Annotated in this window: 18 protein-coding genes; 13 read left to right on the top strand and 5 right to left on the bottom strand. The window is 68.4% G+C overall.

What is annotated here, in order from left to right; translation table 11 throughout:
• Positions 1–369: 369 nt before the first annotated feature.
• Together ACFV9G_RS19245 and ACFV9G_RS19250 are read right to left on the bottom strand one after the other, a co-directional pair.
• Positions 370–1,236 (bottom strand): GNAT family N-acetyltransferase, encoded by an 867-nt coding sequence (locus ACFV9G_RS19245; RefSeq protein ID WP_378729121.1) that lies wholly within the window; start codon positions 1,234–1,236, stop codon positions 370–372.
• 16 nt (positions 1,237–1,252) lie between these two features.
• Positions 1,253–2,302, bottom strand: a complete 1,050-nt coding sequence (locus tag ACFV9G_RS19250; protein ID WP_378729122.1) for a DUF695 domain-containing protein — start codon at positions 2,300–2,302, stop codon at positions 1,253–1,255.
• 94 nt (positions 2,303–2,396) lie between these two features.
• Here ACFV9G_RS19250 and ACFV9G_RS19255 point away from each other — a divergent pair, with 94 nt between their 5' ends.
• Both ACFV9G_RS19255 and erpA read left to right on the top strand, forming a co-directional pair.
• Complete coding sequence (locus ACFV9G_RS19255; protein ID WP_378729123.1) at positions 2,397–3,494, top strand: glycerate kinase; 1,098 nt, start codon at positions 2,397–2,399, stop codon at positions 3,492–3,494.
• A 63-nt stretch (positions 3,495–3,557) separates the two neighbouring features.
• Positions 3,558–3,911, top strand: a complete 354-nt coding sequence (erpA, locus tag ACFV9G_RS19260; protein ID WP_091049906.1) for an iron-sulfur cluster insertion protein ErpA — start codon at positions 3,558–3,560, stop codon at positions 3,909–3,911.
• Positions 3,912–3,992: 81 nt separating this feature from the next.
• Here erpA and ACFV9G_RS19265 read toward each other — a convergent pair whose 3' ends face one another.
• Positions 3,993–4,208: a hypothetical protein gene (locus ACFV9G_RS19265; RefSeq protein WP_378729124.1), complete on the bottom strand. Its 216-nt coding sequence runs from the start codon at positions 4,206–4,208 to the stop codon at positions 3,993–3,995.
• A gap of 119 nt (positions 4,209–4,327) precedes the next feature.
• Between ACFV9G_RS19265 and ACFV9G_RS19270 the strand changes: the two genes are divergently transcribed.
• Positions 4,328–5,311 (top strand): carbohydrate kinase family protein, encoded by a 984-nt coding sequence (locus tag ACFV9G_RS19270; protein ID WP_378729125.1) that lies wholly within the window; start codon positions 4,328–4,330, stop codon positions 5,309–5,311.
• Between the two features lie 5 nt (positions 5,312–5,316).
• Here ACFV9G_RS19270 and ACFV9G_RS19275 read toward each other — a convergent pair whose 3' ends face one another.
• Complete coding sequence (locus ACFV9G_RS19275; protein ID WP_091049914.1) at positions 5,317–5,553, bottom strand: sulfurtransferase TusA family protein; 237 nt, start codon at positions 5,551–5,553, stop codon at positions 5,317–5,319.
• Positions 5,550–6,659, bottom strand: coding sequence for a cysteine desulfurase family protein (locus tag ACFV9G_RS19280; protein WP_378729127.1), 1,110 nt, complete (start codon positions 6,657–6,659; stop codon positions 5,550–5,552). Before ACFV9G_RS19280 ends, ACFV9G_RS19275 begins: the two co-directional genes overlap by 4 nt.
• Positions 6,660–6,834: 175 nt before the next feature.
• Here ACFV9G_RS19280 and ACFV9G_RS19285 point away from each other — a divergent pair, with 175 nt between their 5' ends.
• The 10 genes from ACFV9G_RS19285 (at position 6,835) to ACFV9G_RS19330 (ending at position 16,388) form a co-directional block, all read left to right on the top strand.
• Positions 6,835–7,728: a cytochrome c oxidase subunit II gene (locus tag ACFV9G_RS19285; RefSeq protein WP_378729128.1), complete on the top strand. Its 894-nt coding sequence runs from the start codon at positions 6,835–6,837 to the stop codon at positions 7,726–7,728.
• The gene (gene ctaD, locus ACFV9G_RS19290) at positions 7,725–9,407 is read left to right on the top strand and encodes a cytochrome c oxidase subunit I (protein ID WP_378729129.1); all 1,683 of its coding nucleotides are present in this window, start codon (positions 7,725–7,727) and stop codon (positions 9,405–9,407) included. The genes ACFV9G_RS19285 and ctaD overlap by 4 nt, the downstream gene beginning before the upstream one ends.
• A 5-nt stretch (positions 9,408–9,412) precedes the next feature.
• On the top strand, positions 9,413–9,829 hold the full coding sequence (locus tag ACFV9G_RS19295) for a cytochrome c oxidase subunit 4 (protein WP_378729130.1): 417 nt from the start codon (positions 9,413–9,415) through the stop codon (positions 9,827–9,829).
• A gap of 151 nt (positions 9,830–9,980) precedes the next feature.
• Positions 9,981–11,189: an Ig-like domain-containing protein gene (locus ACFV9G_RS19300; protein WP_378729131.1), complete on the top strand. Its 1,209-nt coding sequence runs from the start codon at positions 9,981–9,983 to the stop codon at positions 11,187–11,189.
• A 209-nt stretch (positions 11,190–11,398) separates the two neighbouring features.
• Positions 11,399–12,124: an HAD family hydrolase gene (locus tag ACFV9G_RS19305; RefSeq protein WP_378729132.1), complete on the top strand. Its 726-nt coding sequence runs from the start codon at positions 11,399–11,401 to the stop codon at positions 12,122–12,124.
• Positions 12,118–13,083, top strand: a complete 966-nt coding sequence (gene phnD, locus ACFV9G_RS19310) for a phosphate/phosphite/phosphonate ABC transporter substrate-binding protein (protein WP_378729133.1) — start codon at positions 12,118–12,120, stop codon at positions 13,081–13,083. Before ACFV9G_RS19305 ends, phnD begins: the two co-directional genes overlap by 7 nt.
• Entirely contained in the window at positions 13,080–13,844 is a 765-nt protein-coding gene (gene phnC, locus ACFV9G_RS19315; protein WP_378729134.1) for a phosphonate ABC transporter ATP-binding protein, read from the top strand. Before phnD ends, phnC begins: the two co-directional genes overlap by 4 nt.
• Entirely contained in the window at positions 13,841–14,665 is an 825-nt protein-coding gene (gene phnE / locus ACFV9G_RS19320; RefSeq protein ID WP_378729135.1) for a phosphonate ABC transporter, permease protein PhnE, read from the top strand. Before phnC ends, phnE (ACFV9G_RS19320) begins: the two co-directional genes overlap by 4 nt.
• Entirely contained in the window at positions 14,662–15,540 is an 879-nt protein-coding gene (gene phnE / locus ACFV9G_RS19325) for a phosphonate ABC transporter, permease protein PhnE (RefSeq protein ID WP_378729136.1), read from the top strand. Before phnE (ACFV9G_RS19320) ends, phnE (ACFV9G_RS19325) begins: the two co-directional genes overlap by 4 nt.
• A complete protein-coding gene (locus tag ACFV9G_RS19330; RefSeq protein ID WP_378729137.1) occupies positions 15,537–16,388 on the top strand; it encodes a MurR/RpiR family transcriptional regulator in 852 nt (283 codons plus the stop codon). Before phnE (ACFV9G_RS19325) ends, ACFV9G_RS19330 begins: the two co-directional genes overlap by 4 nt.
• Positions 16,389–16,460 lie beyond the last annotated feature (72 nt).

A 16,460-nucleotide genomic window follows, 5' to 3' on the forward strand; every position in this document is an offset into this window, starting at 1 on the left:
AAACATAGACGCTTCTTTTCTCGATCTGGCCCGGAGTCCAGGACCGCCGAAGGCGGCCGGCGAAGCCGGCGCCCGCAGGGCGTCCTTGACGCCGGACCAGATCGAGAACACCCTCCCGGAAGGGTCGGCGGCCCACGGTCCCCCGAGAACCAGTCTCCAACCGATGTCCATCAGGGGATCGCGGCAACCTTGCCGGGAGCAGACCAGACACCGGAAGCGACCGTGTTGGTCTCGACACGCTCGCTGGCGCTCGCGGCTCGACCAGCGGCGCAGGCGGTCTTGTCGACGAGACAGATACGCCGATTCGGCGAGACTCTCGGGAACCTAGCGGCTACGACGATTGGCAACTTGATCAGGCAAGGTGTCGTTCTAGAGAAGCGCCCCATGATGCAGGTAGAGCGACGGCGGAGCCATGCCGCGTACGCCCAGAAGACCCTCGGCGCCGATCGCCAGCCGGGCAGCCAGGCCGACGTCGACGGCCCACTGGTTGGCGCCGGTGACATGGCCCACCGTGGCCGGGCCAGTGGTGCGAGCGAGGCACTCCCACATCAGCCGGATAGCCGTCGACTCGTCGAGCGCGGCGAGCAGGATGGGACCGCTGAGCTCGGTGTAGGCGTACCCTCGCCCGGCGGTGTCGACGACAAGGGTTCCCGCGGCGCTGAGCGCCGCATGATCGCGCCCGTGACCGGCGCCGCGGACCTTGCGGTCGATGTCGTCGACGAGATCGAGGTCGGATGCGGTTCCTTCGCGGACGCCGTCGACGGCAACCAGCAGCGAGCGGTCGATGGTTCCGTGGAGCATGAGCTGGGGATGGAGGTCGAAGCCGGCCAGCCGATAGCGCCGCAGCGCCTTGGGGTCGTCGCTGGCCGACAGCATCCAGCGCGGGCACCCGGAGCCGTACGTCATCGCAGCATCCAGCAGCCGCTTGCCGAGCCCGAGGCCTTGGAGCCCGGGGCGGACGGCGAAGGTGGACAGGATCCACAGGACGTCGTCGCGCCGGATCGAGGCGGCGAAACCGGCCAGCCCTTCGGAGTCGTACGCCACGAAGCAGCCCTCCGCGTCGGTGGCCAGGAACTTCGTGGTCCGAGCGATCCAGCTCGCCACCCGGGCCTCGGAACGCCGCTGCGCGGGTGGGTCCGAGGCCCGGCGCGACTGGACCGCGGCCTCGTAGAAGGCGTCGTCGCTGAGCTGCTGAGCCAGCGGCACGTCCTCGGGGTCCATCGGCCGGATCTCCATGGCCGGTGAACGTATCTCAGGCGCGCAGGGGCCGGACGGCCTCCCAGGCAGGGTCGGTGTCGACCCGGGTGACGACGTCGCCGTGGACCCAGCCGTCGACCGTCTCCTCGAGTCGTTGCGGGGCTGAGGTGGTGGGGTCGACGTAGGCGTGCAGAAGGCGTACGCCGTTGGTGGTCTCGTGCGCCACGACACGGCCGTCGGGGCCGAGGGTCGAGGCGAGCCGGTCCTCGAGCTGGTCGAGCTCGAGCAGAGCGTCGGGGGAGGGGAGACCCCGCTCGGCGAAGCCGACATAGGGGACCATCACGCCGACATGATGGGTCAGGTTGGGTGCGGTGACCGGGTGCAGGGGCACGACCGCGCTCGCGATCACCGGTCCCTGCGGGCTCTCCGCGTGGAGCAGCACCCAGGCCGGGTTGCCGTCGGGGTCGACGTACTCCGTGCGGAGGTTGCCTACGGCGACGCGCAGCCCGTCGAGGCCGAAGCCGTCGCGGGGGCGGGCGGCGGTCGTCTCGACCTCGCCGATCCACAGCTCCGTGCTGGACTCGCCCAGCGCCGTGTCGAGGGCGTGGAAGGCGACCTGGAGGCGAGCGTCGTCGGTGAGGTCGGGAAAGGCCGGGTGGAAGAGGGTGAGGTCGAAGTGGGCGCCGTTCTGCCGGGCAGCGACCAGCACGTCGGCCAGCCGGATCGCGTCGCCGCCAGGGGTGGTGAGCACCGCCTCGACCGGATCGTCGACGGGCGGGCGCTGGTCGCTGAACTCCCAGGCCGAGACGTCGTCGGGCTCGGGGGCGGCGAGCAGCCAGCGGCGGGCCAGCGCACGATGGTCCGGGTTGCCGCCCGCGGAGACGACCAGCAGTCGGCCGCCCAACGGCCCGGGCCCGACCTCCCAGCTCAGGCCCGCCTCGATCGCGTCGATCCGCCTGGCCAGCAGTGCGACGAGAGCCTTCTGGTCGTCGGCGTCGAGCGCCGCGCCGCAGGCCAGAGCGCCCTTCTGGGCCCACCAGCTCCAGAAGCCGTTGATCCGCCTGGTCTCTGAGTCGCTGGCCCCGCGCCGCCCGAAGATCCGCACGAAACGACCTTAACGCGACGCATGCGGAATGTTTGCGACACCGAGAACCTCAGGTGGAACGTCCGATGCTTCCGTGCGCGGGTAGGTTTCGGCCATGCGAGTGCTGATCGCCCCCGACAAGTACGCAGGCACCCTCACCGCCTCCCAGGCGGCTGCCGCGATCGCGGAGGGCTGGCGGCGTACGGCGCCCGGGGATGAAGTCGTTCTGGCGCCGATGTCCGACGGCGGGCCCGGGTTTATCGACGTTCTCTACGAGACGCTCGGGGGAGAGATCGCAACATCATACGTGCGCGGCCCGTTGGAGGAGATGGTCATTGCGCGGTGGCTGCTTGTCGATGACACGGCCTACATCGAGTGTGCCGAGGCGGCCGGGCTCCACCTGGCCGACGGCACTGACGCCGCCATGGCCGCGCGGGCGAGCTCTGCCGGCGTTGGCGACCTGATCTTTTGCGCGTGCGAGGCTGGAGTGTCAAAGATCGTGGTCGGGCTCGGCGGTTCGGCGACTAGCGATGGGGGAGCAGGGCTGCTGGCGGCGCTCGGGGCAACCGCTGATCGGCCGCTCGACCAAGGAGTCGCTGGGATCGAGGGGGTCACGTCCGTCACCCTTCATGATCGTCGTCCACCAGCGGAGATCGTGATCGCGTCAGACGTCGACAACCCGCTGACCGGGCTCTTTGGTGCGATCAAGGTGTTTGGGGCCCAGAAGGGTCTCGCCGAGGAGGAGATGCCGCGTTGGGACGGAGTGCTCCAGGACTTCGCCGCCGCGACCTCCCGTGCGATCGCGACCGAGAAGGGCGCCGGTGCCGCGGGTGGGATGGGGTTCGCGCTGCTGCTTCTCGGCGGCACTCGGCGATCCGGGTTCGACGTCGTCGCCGGGTCCAACGGACTGCGTGAGCAGGCAGCACGCGCCGACCTGGTGATCACCGGCGAAGGCTCCTTCGACCCGTCCAGCACCGCCGGCAAGGTCCCGATCGGCGTGGCGAAGGCCGCGGTCGACGCGCTGCGCCCCTGCATCGTGCTGGCAGGCAAGGTCAGCATGAGCGGGCGGGAGATGCGTACGCTCGGCATCGACGCCGCCTACTCCCTGGTCGACAGCGTCGGCGAGGACCAGGCGCTCGGCCAGGCGTACGACTCCCTGGTCCAGGTCGCGGCCAGGGTGGCCAGGACCTGGTCCGTCGACCATCGGGAATAACCGAGGATGTGCGACGATTGACCTTGAGACACACCCGCACCCACGCACAGGGAGCCCAGCTACATGACCGAGCAGACGACCGAACGCCGCGCCGACTCCATCAACCTGAGCGACGTCGCCGCCGGGAAGGTGAAGAGCCTCCTGGAGCAGGAGGGTCGCGACGACCTGAGCCTGCGCATCTCCGTGCAGCCCGGTGGCTGCTCCGGCCTGCGCTACCAGCTCTTCTTCGACGAGCGCACCCTCGATGGTGACGTCGTCACCGACTTCGACGGCGTCTCCGTCGTCGTCGACCGGATGAGCGTCCCCTACCTCAACGGCGCCATGATCGACTTCGTGGACAGCATCGAGAAGCAGGGGTTCACCATCGACAACCCCAACGCCACCGGCTCCTGCGCCTGTGGTGACTCGTTCCACTGAGTCTCAGCACGTCAGCAGCCCCTGCCCGGTAGGCAGGGGCTGCTGGTATTTGGTGGCCCCTCGTTGCGGGGCCGAGACCGATCAGGTCAGGGCGAGGTCGTCGGCGACATGGCCGCAGGCCTCGAGCATGGCGGTGTGACCCGGCTCCCGGGCCTGCATCCGCACGGCCGGAGCCGGGCGGGCCGTATCGCGCACCCGTGGCGCGGGCAGGCGCAGCGCGCTGTCGGCGGCGGCACAGTCGGCGCAGAGCTGCGCTGGGCTGTCGAGGTCGTCGTACGGAACGCGGATGTCGGTCATGCAAACGACGGTAAGCACTACCAACGGGTAGCAGAAGGCGGACTCAACGGTAATATTTCATCTCCCGTCCACGGCCGAGCCTTAACATCGCCCGAGGTCTCGCCGGTAGGGTTCCGCGCATGTCCGGTTCACTCCTGATCGCAGGCTCCATCGCCACTGACCACCTGATGAGCTTCGGTGGAAAGTTCGCCGATTCGCTGGTCGCCGACCAGCTCGACAAGCTCTCGGTGAGCTTCCTGGTCAACGACCTCGAGATCCGCCGCGGTGGCGTCGGCGCCAACATCTCCTTCGGCCTGGCCAACCTCGGTCTGGCGCCGGTGCTCGTGGGCGCGGTCGGCGAGGACTTCGCCGACTACCGTTCCTGGCTCGAGCGTCACGGCGTCAACTGCGACCACCTGCACGTCTCCGAGACGCTGCACACCGCCCGGTTCGTGTGCACCACCGACACCGCGATGGCGCAGTTCGCGAGCTTCTACCCGGGCGCGATGGCCGAGGCGCGCGAGATCGAGCTCGGCCCGATCGCGGACAAGGTCGGCGAGCCGTCGTTCGTGCTGATCGCGCCGGACGATCCCGACGCGATGAAGCGTCACACCCAGGAGGCGCGTCAGCGCGGCTACACCTTCATCTCCGACCCGAGCCAGCAGCTCGCGTTCGGCGACGGTGAGCTCATCCGCGAGCTCGTCGACGGCGCCGCCTACCTGTTCACCAACGAGTACGAGTCCCACGTCCTCCAGCAGAAGACCGGCTGGTCCGCCGACGAGGTCCTGGCCCGCGTCGGCACCCAGGTCACCACCCTGGGCAAGGACGGCGTACGCATCCAGCGCAAGGATGGGGACTCGATCGAGCTGCCGGCCGCGAAGAACGTCGACGCGGTCGAGCCCACCGGGGTCGGCGACGCCTTCCGGGCCGGATTCCTGGCCGCGCTGGCCTGGGACTGCGAGCTGGAGCAGGCCGCCGAGGTCGGCTGCGTCCTGGCCGCCTACTGCGTCGAGACCGTCGGCCCGCAGGAGTACTCCTTCACCGCCGAGGAGTTCGTGGCCCGGGTCCGTGAGTCCTACGGCGATACCGCCGCCGACCAGATCGCACCGCACATCAAGAACTGATCCGTTCAGCTCAGACGGCGTATCCGATAGACGGGTACGCCGTCTTCTGCTTCCACCTCGCCGACGAACTCCTGCCCGCGCATGCGGGCCCAGGCGGGTACGTCGTGATGGGCTGCCACGTCGTCGGCCGCGACGGCGATGACCTCGCCGACCTCGACGTCGCCGAGGTGGCGGCCGAGCTCGATGATCGGTCGCGGGCAGGCTTGGCCGCGGCAGTCGAGGGTGACGATGGGCGCGCTCATAGCCCGGCCTCGGCGCGCAGGTCCTTCACGATCCCGGGCAGTGCGTCGAGCACGCGCTCCACATCCTCTCGCGTCGTGTCGCGGGTCAGCGACAGCCGAACGTTACCGTGTGTCAGCGCTCCCATGGCAGCAAGAACGCGAGAAGGTTCGCGGGTATCGGACGTGCAGGCCGAGCCGCTGGCGACACCGGCGCCGATGCGGTCCAGCGCGGTCACCAACGCCTCGCCGTCGACGTACAGCGCCGAGAACGTCACCAGGTGGGGGAGCCGGTCCTCGGCAGGGCCGGCGACGTCCACGTCGGGGATCTCGGCCCTGACCCGTTCCCTCACCAGCGCGACGAGCTCGTGCTGGCGGGCGTTGACCTCCTCGCGCTCGGCGACGACCGCCTGGAGCGCTGCCGCGGCCGCCAGCGCCCCGGGGATGTTCGTGAACCCCTGATCCGTACGCGACCACTCATCGCCCGGGAACGGCCAGCACCACCGGGCGGATCGGCGCACGACCAGCACTCCGACGCCACCGGGGCCGCCCCACTTGCGGGCGGAGCCGGCGATCGCGTCCCCGACCGAGGGCAGCGGCAGCCGTCCCATGGCCGCGCCGGCGTCGACGAAGAGGGACGCCGGGCCGGCGGCGGAGGCGACCTCGTCGAGGGGCTGGAGCGTGCCGACCTCGTGGTTGGCCTGCTGGACGGCGACCACATCGACGTCTCCGGTCTGCACCGCCTCCCGCACCGCGTCCACCTCGACTCGTGCCTCGCCGTCGACGGTCAGCTCCGTGACGGGGGAGCGCTGCGACCAACGTGCGGCGTCGATGACCGCCTGGTGCTCGACGGCACTGTGACCGATGCCACGTGATCCGAGCCCCAGCAGGCCCGCGTGCACGGCGGAGGTGCCCGACGATGTGAAAAGCACCTCATCGCGACGTACCCCCAGTGCCTCGGCGACGACCTCGCGGGCGTTCGAGAGCAGAAGCCCGGCGCTACGGGCCGGCCGGTGGAGGCGGCGAGGGTCGGCGTACCCCTGCTCTGCCGCGGCGAGCAGCACTTCTCGTGCGGCGGGATGGAGCGGTTCGGCCGAGGCGGCGTCGAGGTAGGTGAAGCGGTCGGTCACAGAACCCAACGGTAGCCATACGCGACATGAGGAACCCCTGAAGATGAATCCGGAGTCGCTCGCGGTAGTCTGCCGACATCTGAGTGTTCGCATGAGAGAGAGGCTCGTAGTGGGTCTGCACTTGCCAGGGGCCGGATCGACTCCGTCCCACGCCCGCGCCCGACGTGGTGCGCTGGTGGCGACGCTGACGGCCGGCGCCCTCCTGCTGAGTGGCTGTTCGGACGAGGCGGCGCGCTTCGGCTTCCCCGAGCCACGTTCTGAGCAGGGGGAGCACAACCTCGCCCTGTGGCAGGGCGCGTGGATCGCCGCGTTGATCACGGGTGTCCTGACCTGGGGGCTCATCTTCTGGGCGATCTGGCGCTACCGGCGCCGCAGTGACGCCGACGTCCCGGTCCAGACGCGTTACAACCTGCCGTTGGAGATCTTCTACACGATCGCCCCGGTCCTGATGGTGATCGTGTTCTTCGACCACACCGTCAAGGTCCAGAACGAGATGCTGGACAACGGCAACCCGACCAACGTGATCGAGGTGACCGGCCAGCAGTGGCAGTGGACCTTCAACCACGGCATCGGTGAGCCCGACCTCGCTGCCGATGACAACCTCGTCGACGACGAGTTCGCCTACGACAGCTACGGCTACGTCGTGGGCACCGGCTCGCACATCCCGACGCTGGTCCTCCCGGAGAAGACCACCACGCGGTTCAACCTGCGTTCGGCCGACGTCATCCACAACTTCGGCGTTCCGGAGTTCGGCATGAAGATGGACGTCGTCCCGGGTCGGGTGAACCACTACTCGATCACCACGAAGGAGGCCACGGCCACCTTCGACGCCAACGCGGAGGACCTCATCGATGGCACCACCTTCCGTGGCGCCTGCTACGAGCTCTGCGGCGTCTACCACGCCCGGATGATCTTCAAGGTCGCGATCCTCTCCGAGAGCGACTACAAGTCCTACGTCGACACGCTGGCGCAGAACGGCTTCGAGGCCGATCGCCCGCTGCTCGGTGGTGGCAAGTCCACCCGCCCCGCCGACGACGTCGCCGCTCACAACGAGGAGGAGGGCGAGTGACCGCCACCGCTGCACCCCCGGTCGCAGGCGGCCGCAAGCCGCTCGGCAAGCAGATCTACCAGCTGCTGACCACCACCGATCACAAGCTGATCGGCAAGATGTACCTGGTCACGTCGTTCGTCTGGTTCCTGATCGGCGGCCTGATGGCGCTGCTGATGCGTTCGGAGCTGGCGTTCCCCGGACAGCAGGTCGTCAACGACGAGCTGTTCAACCAGCTGTTCACGATGCACGGCACGATCATGCTGCTGCTCTTCGCGACGCCGCTGTTCTTCGGTTTCTCCAACGTCATCATGCCGCTGCAGATCGGCGCTCCTGACGTCGCCTTCCCGCGACTCAACATGTTCAGCTACTGGCTCTACCTCTTCGGTGGTCTGATCGCGGCCAGCGGCTTCTTCACCCCGACCGGCGCGGCCGACTTCGGCTGGTTCGCCTACACGCCGCTCTCCAGCGCGCAGTACTCGCCGGGCGTCGGCGGCGACCTGTGGATCATGGGCCTCTACATGGCCGGTCTGGGCACCATCCTCGGCTCGGTCAACTTCATCACCACGATCATCTGCATGCGGGCGCCGGGCATGACCATGTTCCGGATGCCGATCTTCACCTGGAACACCCTGATCACCGCGCTGCTCGCGCTGATCGCGTTCCCGATCCTGGCCGCCGCGCTGCTGATGCTCGAGTCCGACCGCCAGTTCGGTTCCCACGTCTTCGACGCCGCCCATGGTGGCCCGATCCTGTGGCAGCACCTGTTCTGGTTCTTCGGTCACCCCGAGGTCTACATCATCGCGCTGCCGTTCTTCGGCATCATCTCCGAGATCCTCCCGGTCTTCAGCCGCAAGCCGATCTTCGGCTACATCGGCCTGGTCGCCGCGACCCTCGGCATCGCGATCCTCTCGGTGGCGGTGTGGGCGCACCACATGTTCGTCACCGGCGCGGTCAACCTGCCGTTCTTCTCCGGCATGACCTTCCTGATCGCGGTGCCGACAGGCGTGAAGTTCTTCAACTGGATCGGCACGATGTGGGGCGGATCGGTCAGTTTCGACACCCCGATGCTCTGGTCGATCGGCTTCCTGACGACCTTCCTCTTCGGTGGTCTGACCGGCATCATCCTGGCGAGCCCGCCGCTCGACTTCCAGGTCTCCGACTCCTACTTCGTGGTCGCGCACTTCCACTACGTGGTCTTCGGGACCGTCGTGTTCGCGATGTTCGCCGGCTTCTACTTCTGGTGGCCGAAGATGACCGGCCGGATGCTCGACGAGCGCCTCGGCAAGGTCCACTTCTGGCTGCTGTTCGTCGGCTTCCACGCGACCTTCCTGGTCCAGCACTGGCTCGGTGTCGAGGGTATGCAGCGACGCATCGCCGACTACCTGCCCAGCGACGGGTTCACCTTCCTGAACCAGTTCTCGACGGTGGGCGCGTTCCTGCTGAGCCTGTCGATGCTGCCCTTCTTCTACAACCTCTACGTCTCCCGCAACGCTCCCAAGGTCGAGGTGGATGACCCCTGGGGTTGGGGCCGTTCGCTGGAGTGGGCCACCGCCTGCCCGGCGCCGCGCCACAACTTCGTCTCCATCCCGAGGATCCGTTCGGAGTCCCCGGCCTTCGACCTCCACCACCCGGAGATCGCCGCGCTGGAGAACGATGAGGACGACCTCGCCTCCACCAGCTCCAACAAGGAAGGCTGACCCCGATGAAGTCTGAAGCCTGGATCTTCGTGGTCTGCACCGTGTTCATGGTGCTGGTCACGCCGGCCTACTGGTTCATCACCGCGGCCTCCGAGGAGGGCGGCGACTGGACCGGCACCTCGGCGCTGGTGATGTGCACGCTGCTGTTCACGATGATCACCATCTACCTCGGCTTCCACGCCATCAAGATGGACCCGCGTCCCGAGGACCGCGAGGACGGCGAAATCGCCGAGGGCGCCGGGGAGTACGGCTTCTTCCCGCCGTTCTCCTGGTGGCCGCTGTGGGCCGCGCTCACCTTCGGCCTGGTCGTTCTCGCCGTCGCGATGGCCGCCTGGTGGCTGGTCATCATCGCCGCCGTGCTCGGCATGCTGGCCACCGCCGGCTGGAACTTCGAGTACTACCGAGGCGAGTTCAAGCACTGAGCAGATGAACGCCAGCGGGGCCCGATCCAACCCGGATCGGGCCCTGTTCGCATTCTTGGGCAGCTCTTGGTGATGCCCGGTAGGGTTATCGCGCCCACGCCCCGGTTCGGGGCGCGGAGGTAAAATGAATCAGGTCTGGAGCAGCCTCACCGTGTCAACGCAGTCACCGTTTCACCGTTCGTCCCTGCTCGCCCGCCGCCGGGTGCTGTTGACCACGGCAGCAGCGGCCCTCGCGCCGGTGCTGGCCGCGTGCGGGGCGGACTCGGCCTCGAAGGAGCCCAAGAAGCCGGCCGAGCCGACGGTGCAGATCACGCCCAACATCGAGAACGACGCCACCGGCGTCGCGGTGGACAAGGTCGTCAAGGTCGATGTGGCCAAGGGGCGTCTCGACGAGGTCATGCTGACCGGTGCCAAGGGCACCAAGGTGCGGGGCACGATGACCGAGGACGGGCTCAGCTGGAGCGCGGGGGAGGTGCTCGAGCCGACCGCCTCCTACATCCTGGCGGTCACCGCCACCGGTGACGACGGGCTGGAGCAGACGAGCGAGATCAAGTTCTCGACCGAGGATCTCGGCCTGGACCGCCAGACCTTCCCGTCGATCGCGCCGCTCGACGGCGAGACGGTCGGTGTGGGGATGCCGATCATCGTGACGTACGACCTGCCGGTGAAGAACAAGGCCGCCTTCGAGAAGAAGATGATCGTCGAGTCGACCCCGAAGCAGGAGGGGTCCTGGTACTGGGTCAGCGACAAGGAAGTGCACTACCGCCCGCGCGAATACTGGCAGGCCAACTCCACGATCAACGTGAAGCTCAACATCAACTCGGTTCCTGCCGGTGGCGGGATCTTCGGTCAGAAGGACCGTGAGATCACGTTCAAGACCGGTGACGCGCACATCTACCGGGCCAACGCGCAGACCCACCAGATGGAAGTCATCAAGAACGGGCAGAAGATCAGGACCATCCCGATCACGACCGGCAAGGAAGGGTTCATCACCCGCAGCGGCGTGAAGGTGATCATCGAGAAGTTCAAGCGTAAGACCATGAACTCCGAGACCATCGGGATCAACCAGGGCGACCGGGAGTACTACAACATGGAGGGCGTGAAGTGGGCCATGCGGCTGACGTTCTCCGGAGAGTTCATCCACGGCGCGCCGTGGTCGGTCCCGCAGCAGGGCAATGCCAACGTCTCCCACGGCTGCACCGGGATGAGCGACGAGAACGCCAAGTTCCTCTACGACATGACCCGCCGTGGTGACGTCGTCGAGACTGTCGGCACCAACCGGGAGATGACCTTCAGCAACGGCTGGGGCGACTGGAACACCTCCTACGACGAGTACCGGGCGGGGTCTGCCCTCGCCTGATCGCGGCACGCCGTCGCCCCGGCGTGAGTCTGATCGACCGGTGTGAGTCGTTATTCTGCACTGCAGTAAATAACGTGTGACATCGAGCGGTTCGCGCTTGCCCTCAGAAGCCGCATTACCTACGTTCCGAAGAACACGTAATCGCGTTGCGCGACGCCGACCCCCGACGGCCCCGCGCTCTGGAAGGTGGGCTCGTTTTGCCTCGGCCGGTGCTGGTTCTCGACCTGGACGGCACGGTGTGTCTCGGAGACACGCCTGTGCTCCTGTACGCCGAGAGGGTGGCCGCCTTCACGGCGGCCCCTGAGGCGCTCCTGGAGGCCACTGAGGCCTTCTTGGGGCAGAGGCTTCCCGAGACCGCCCCCCAGACGCTCACAGGGGCTCAGGACGGCTACGAGGCGGTCAAGATCATGGGCCTGACCGCCGGGGCCTCCGAGGAGCAGTTGAGCGCCGCGTACGTCTCGAGCCGGGCGGCGATCAGCGAGCACCCGGGTGACATCCGCACGCCGGAGGGACTGGTCGATCTGCTCGGCGGGATCGACGCGCACCGGGTGGTCCTGACCAACTCGCCCGGCGGCAGCGGCCTGGACGCGATCCTGGAGCACCTCGGCGTACGCGACGTGGTCGACGAGGTGCTCGCCGACGCGCTCAAGCCGACGCGGATGATCCAGCACCTCGACGCCCTTCTCGGCGCCGCGGGGGCGGCCGCGGCACCTGAACGTTTGATGTCGGTGGGCGACATCTGGCGCAATGACCTTGCCCCCGCCGTCGAGCGTGGTTGTGTTGCTGCATACGTTGACGCCTTCGACCGCAGGCAGGGACCGGCCCATGTTCGTGCAGGATCGTTCGTGGACCTGTACCCCGCGGCCTCGGACTGGTCGAATGACCCGTCATCCTTCATAGCAGCTCACCCCCTCAAGGAGTCTGTCCAATGTTGAGAACCCCCCGGTTGCTGGCGGTCGGTGCCGCCGCATCGCTCGCCCTCTCGCTCGCCGCCTGCGGCGAGGACAGCACTGCGCCCGCGGAGGACCCCGAGGAGATCGTGCTGTCGTTGGTGCCCTCCGGCGACGTCGACTCGATCACGGAGAGCGCGAAGGGCCTGGAGTCGTTCCTCAGCGACAAGATCGGGATCCCCGTACGCGCTGAGGTGACCGAGAGCTATGCCGCCGCGATCGTGGCGATGAAGGCCGACCAGGCCCAGGTCGCGATGCTCGGCCCGATCGGCATGGTCCAGGCCGAGGACCAGGCCCGTGCGGTGCCGGTCCTGCAGTCGGTGCGCTTCGGCTCCGGGACCTACCACACCCAGTGGTTCACCAATGACCCCGAGACCTACTGCGCCGACGAGGTGAAGGTGGTCGAGGGCTTGAAGTACTGCAACGGCACCGACGCCGCCGAGACCGGTCCCGCCGGCGAGGAGGCGATCGCCAAGATCAAGCCCGGCACCTCCATCGCCTTCGTCGACCAGGGGTCGGCCGCCGGCTATTACTACCCGGCCACGCAGTGGGGTCAGGTGACCGGTGGCGACGCGCTGGTCGACCTCGACGCCCAGTTCGCCGGCGACCACGACGCCGCGGTCCTGGCCGTGGCGCGCGGCGACTACCCGGTCGGGGTGAGCTTCGACGACGCCCGCGAGGAGGTCGCGGCCGACGAGCCCAAGGTCGCCTCCGACGTGGTCGTGTTCGCCTACTCCGCCGAGATCCCCAACGACGGCATCGTCGTCGCCGGTGGTCTCTCCAAGGAGCTGCGTACGAAGGTCACCGACGCGTTCACCGCGATGGCGAAGGACCCCAAGGGGCTCAAGACGTTGGCGGCGGTCTACGACATCGAAGGCCTGACACCGGTCGACGCCGAGGCGCTGAAGAAGGCGAAGGCCGTGGAGGAGAACTTCGGCGGGTGAGCATCGTCTTCGACGACGTCTCGGTCGTCTACCCGAACGGCACCCGCGGCCTGGACAAGGTCTCCCTGACCATCCCGGCGGGGGAGTTCGTCGTGGTCGTCGGGCTCTCCGGGGCCGGGAAGTCGACGCTCATCCGCACGATCAACGGCCTGGTGCCGGTCACCTCGGGATCGCTGTCGGTGGGCGGGACCGAGGTGGCCACGGCGCGCGGGCGTCGGCTGCGGCGGCTGCGCGCCGAGATCGGGATGATCTTCCAGGGGTTCAACCTGGTGACCCGCCGCTCGGTGATGGGCAACGTGCTCACCGGCCGGCTGCACGCCCAGTCGCCGCTGCGGTCGGCGTTCGGCGTGCACACCCGGGCCGACAAGGAGATCGCCTTCGAGGCGCTGGAGCGCGTCGGCATCGTCGAGAAGGCGTGGGTACGCGCCTCCCAGCTCTCCGGCGGTCAGCAGCAACGGGTCGCGATCGCCCGTGCGCTGGCGCAGCAGCCGTCGGTGGTGCTCGCCGACGAGCCGGTCGCCTCCCTGGATCCGCCCACGGCCAACCTGGTGATGCGTGACCTGCAACGGATCAACCGCGATCTCGGTATCACCACTGTGGTCAACCTGCACTTCCTCGATCTGGCGCGGCGCTACGCCGACCGGATCATCGGCATGCGCGCGGGTGAGGTGGTCTTCGACGGCACCGCCGCCGAGGCCGACGACGCCGTCTTCGAGAAGATCTACGGCCGCTCGCTGACCGCCGAGGACGTCTCTGCATGAGTCAGGCCACACTCGACCGGCCAGGCGGCTCGCCGAAGCAGGTACGTCCTGCGCAGCCGCCGCCGAGCCCGCTGCTCATCGGGGGCATTCTCGGCGCAGTCGCGGTGACCGTGGTGGCCGGTTGGGCGATCGACTTCTCGCTCGCGCCCGTCATCGAGCAGTGGCCGATGCTGACGATGATCCTCGAGGAGGTCGTGCACCCCGAGTGGGCCGAGATCACCGACCCGTCCTCGCGGCTGTGGATCGCGCTGAAGGAGACCGCGGCCATCGCGGTCATCGCGACCTTCGTCGGCTCTCTGATCGCCCTCGGCGTGGCTCTGCTGGGCTCCGAGGTCAGTGCGCCGCCCGCGGTCTTCCGGGTCACCAAGTCGGTGATGTCGATGATCCGGTCGCTGCCCGACATGGCCTACGCGCTGGTCTTCGTCGCCGTCGTCACCGGCCCGCTCCCGGGGATCCTGGCGCTGACCATCTTCAACATCGGCATCGTCGCCAAGCTCACCGCGGAGAGCATCGACGCCGTCGATCCCGGGCCCCTGGAGGCGCTCGACGCCGCCGGGGCGACCCGCTGGCAGCGTGCCCGGGTGGCGATCGTGCCTGCCGTGCTGCCCAACTACGCCTCGTACGTCCTCTATGTCTTCGAGCTCAACATCCGCGCCTCCGTGGTGCTGGGCGCGGTCGGGGCCGGCGGGGTCGGGCAGCTGATCATGCTCTACTTCAACCGGGCCGACTATGCCCGGCTGGCGGCGGTCGTGATCGTCATCTTCGTGGTGGTCATCGCGATCGACCTGCTCTCCCAGTTCCTGCGCCGGAGGCTGGTATGACCTCGGCGACCGCGACCATACGGCCGAAGTCGCCGCCGAAGTGGCCCTATACCGTGGCCGGGCTGGCGCTGATCGGCATCGTGCTGGTGGCCGGATGGTCGCTGGACGATGCCAAGTGGCAGCGGCTGCCGCAGTTCCCCGGCGAGATCCTGCAGTACGCCGGCCAGATGCTCGACGGCGTGCTCGCCTGGCCGGGAGCGCATCCCGAGGGCCAGTCCGACCCGGATCTCACCTATGGGGACTGGTGGCTGCAGGCGCTGAAGCTGATGGGGGAGTCGGTGGCGCTCGCCTGGATCGGCACCTGTGTGGGCGCGCTGTTCTCGTTCCCGCTGGCGTTCCTGGCCGCCTCCACCACCGCGCCGATGGTCCTGCGCGTGCCGGTGCGACTCTTCTTCAACGCCATCCGCGCGGTCCCGGAGATCCTGCTCGCGGTGATCGTGATGCTGCCGCTGTTCGGGCTCAACCCGATGGCCGGAGCGATGGCGATCGGCATCCACTCGATCGGCTCGCTCGGCAAGCTGACGCTGGAGAACATCGAGGCGGTCGACCCCGGCCCCGTCGAAGCCGTCGCGGCGGCCGGCGCGACCTGGTGGCAGCGGATCCGCACGGCCGTCATCCCGCAGATGATGCCGGAGACCGTCGCGTTCTGGCTCTACCGCTTCGAAGTGAACATCAGGGCAAGCGCGATCCTCGGAGTCGTGAGCGCCGGCGGAATTGGTGCGTTATTAAACCGTGTCCTTCGGGGCCGGGAATGGGAGTGGGGTGGAATCATGCTAGTTGTGATCATCATCGTGACGATCCTGGTAGACCAGCTGTCCGCAGCGCTGCGTCACCGGATCCTGCACGGCGCCGAAGCCACTGCGGTGGCGGCATGACCAGCGCGCCGGTTCTCCCAGCCATCAGGGCCGCGATGCCGCGGCTCAACCCTTCCGAGCGCGCGGTCGCCGAGGTCGTGCTGACCCGTTCGGAGTGGGCCATCGAGGCGACCACCGCCGAGATCGCCGCCGAGGCTTCCGTCTCGACCGCGACCGTGGTCAGAGCCGCGCAGAGACTCGGGTTCCGCGGCTTCCCGCACCTCAAGGTGCTGCTGGCGCGCGACCTGGGCACGGCCAAGACCGAGACGACCGAAGGAGGCAGCCCGCTGATGGTGGTGCGCTCCTTCTTCGCCGACATCGCCGACTCCGCCTCCGACATGGTCGGGCTCCTCTCCGAGGAGCAGGTCAGCCGGGCCGTGGAGCTGCTCGCCGAGGCCCGCTCGATCCTGGTCGTCGGCACCGGGGTCTCCTCGCCCGTAGCCAAGGACATCGCGATGAGACTGGGCTCCCAAGGGTTGAACACCGTCGCGCCGGACGACCACCTCGACCAGCTCATCCGGGCCCGTCTGCTCCAGCCGGGCGATGTCTGCGTCGTCGTCAGCGGCACCGGCGCCACCGCGCCGAGCATCCAGGTCGCCCAGGCCGCCGTCGCCGGGGGAGCGGCCGTCATCGCGCTGACCTCCTTCACCGGCACCCAGCTGACCAAGCTCGCCGAGGTCGAGCTGGTCACCCCGCAGGGCGGTCGCGCCGGGTTCCGCCAAGAGCTCGACTCGATCATCCGGATCCCGCAGCTCATCCTCGGCAACGCGCTCGTCGCCGCCGTGGCGGCCCGCGACCCAGAGGCCGCGGCCAACGTACGTGCCCGGGTGCTCGAGGTCGTCGGCGGCGAGCTCGACCCGCAGGGCTGAGCACCCCGACCCAGCCGAGTCGGCTCGTTCGTACGCGAAGAAGCACCGAGTCGGCGCGTTAGAACGCGCCGA

Source organism: Nocardioides sp. NPDC059952, assembly GCF_042730435.1.
Classification (GTDB): Bacteria; Actinomycetota; Actinomycetes; order Propionibacteriales; family Nocardioidaceae; genus Nocardioides.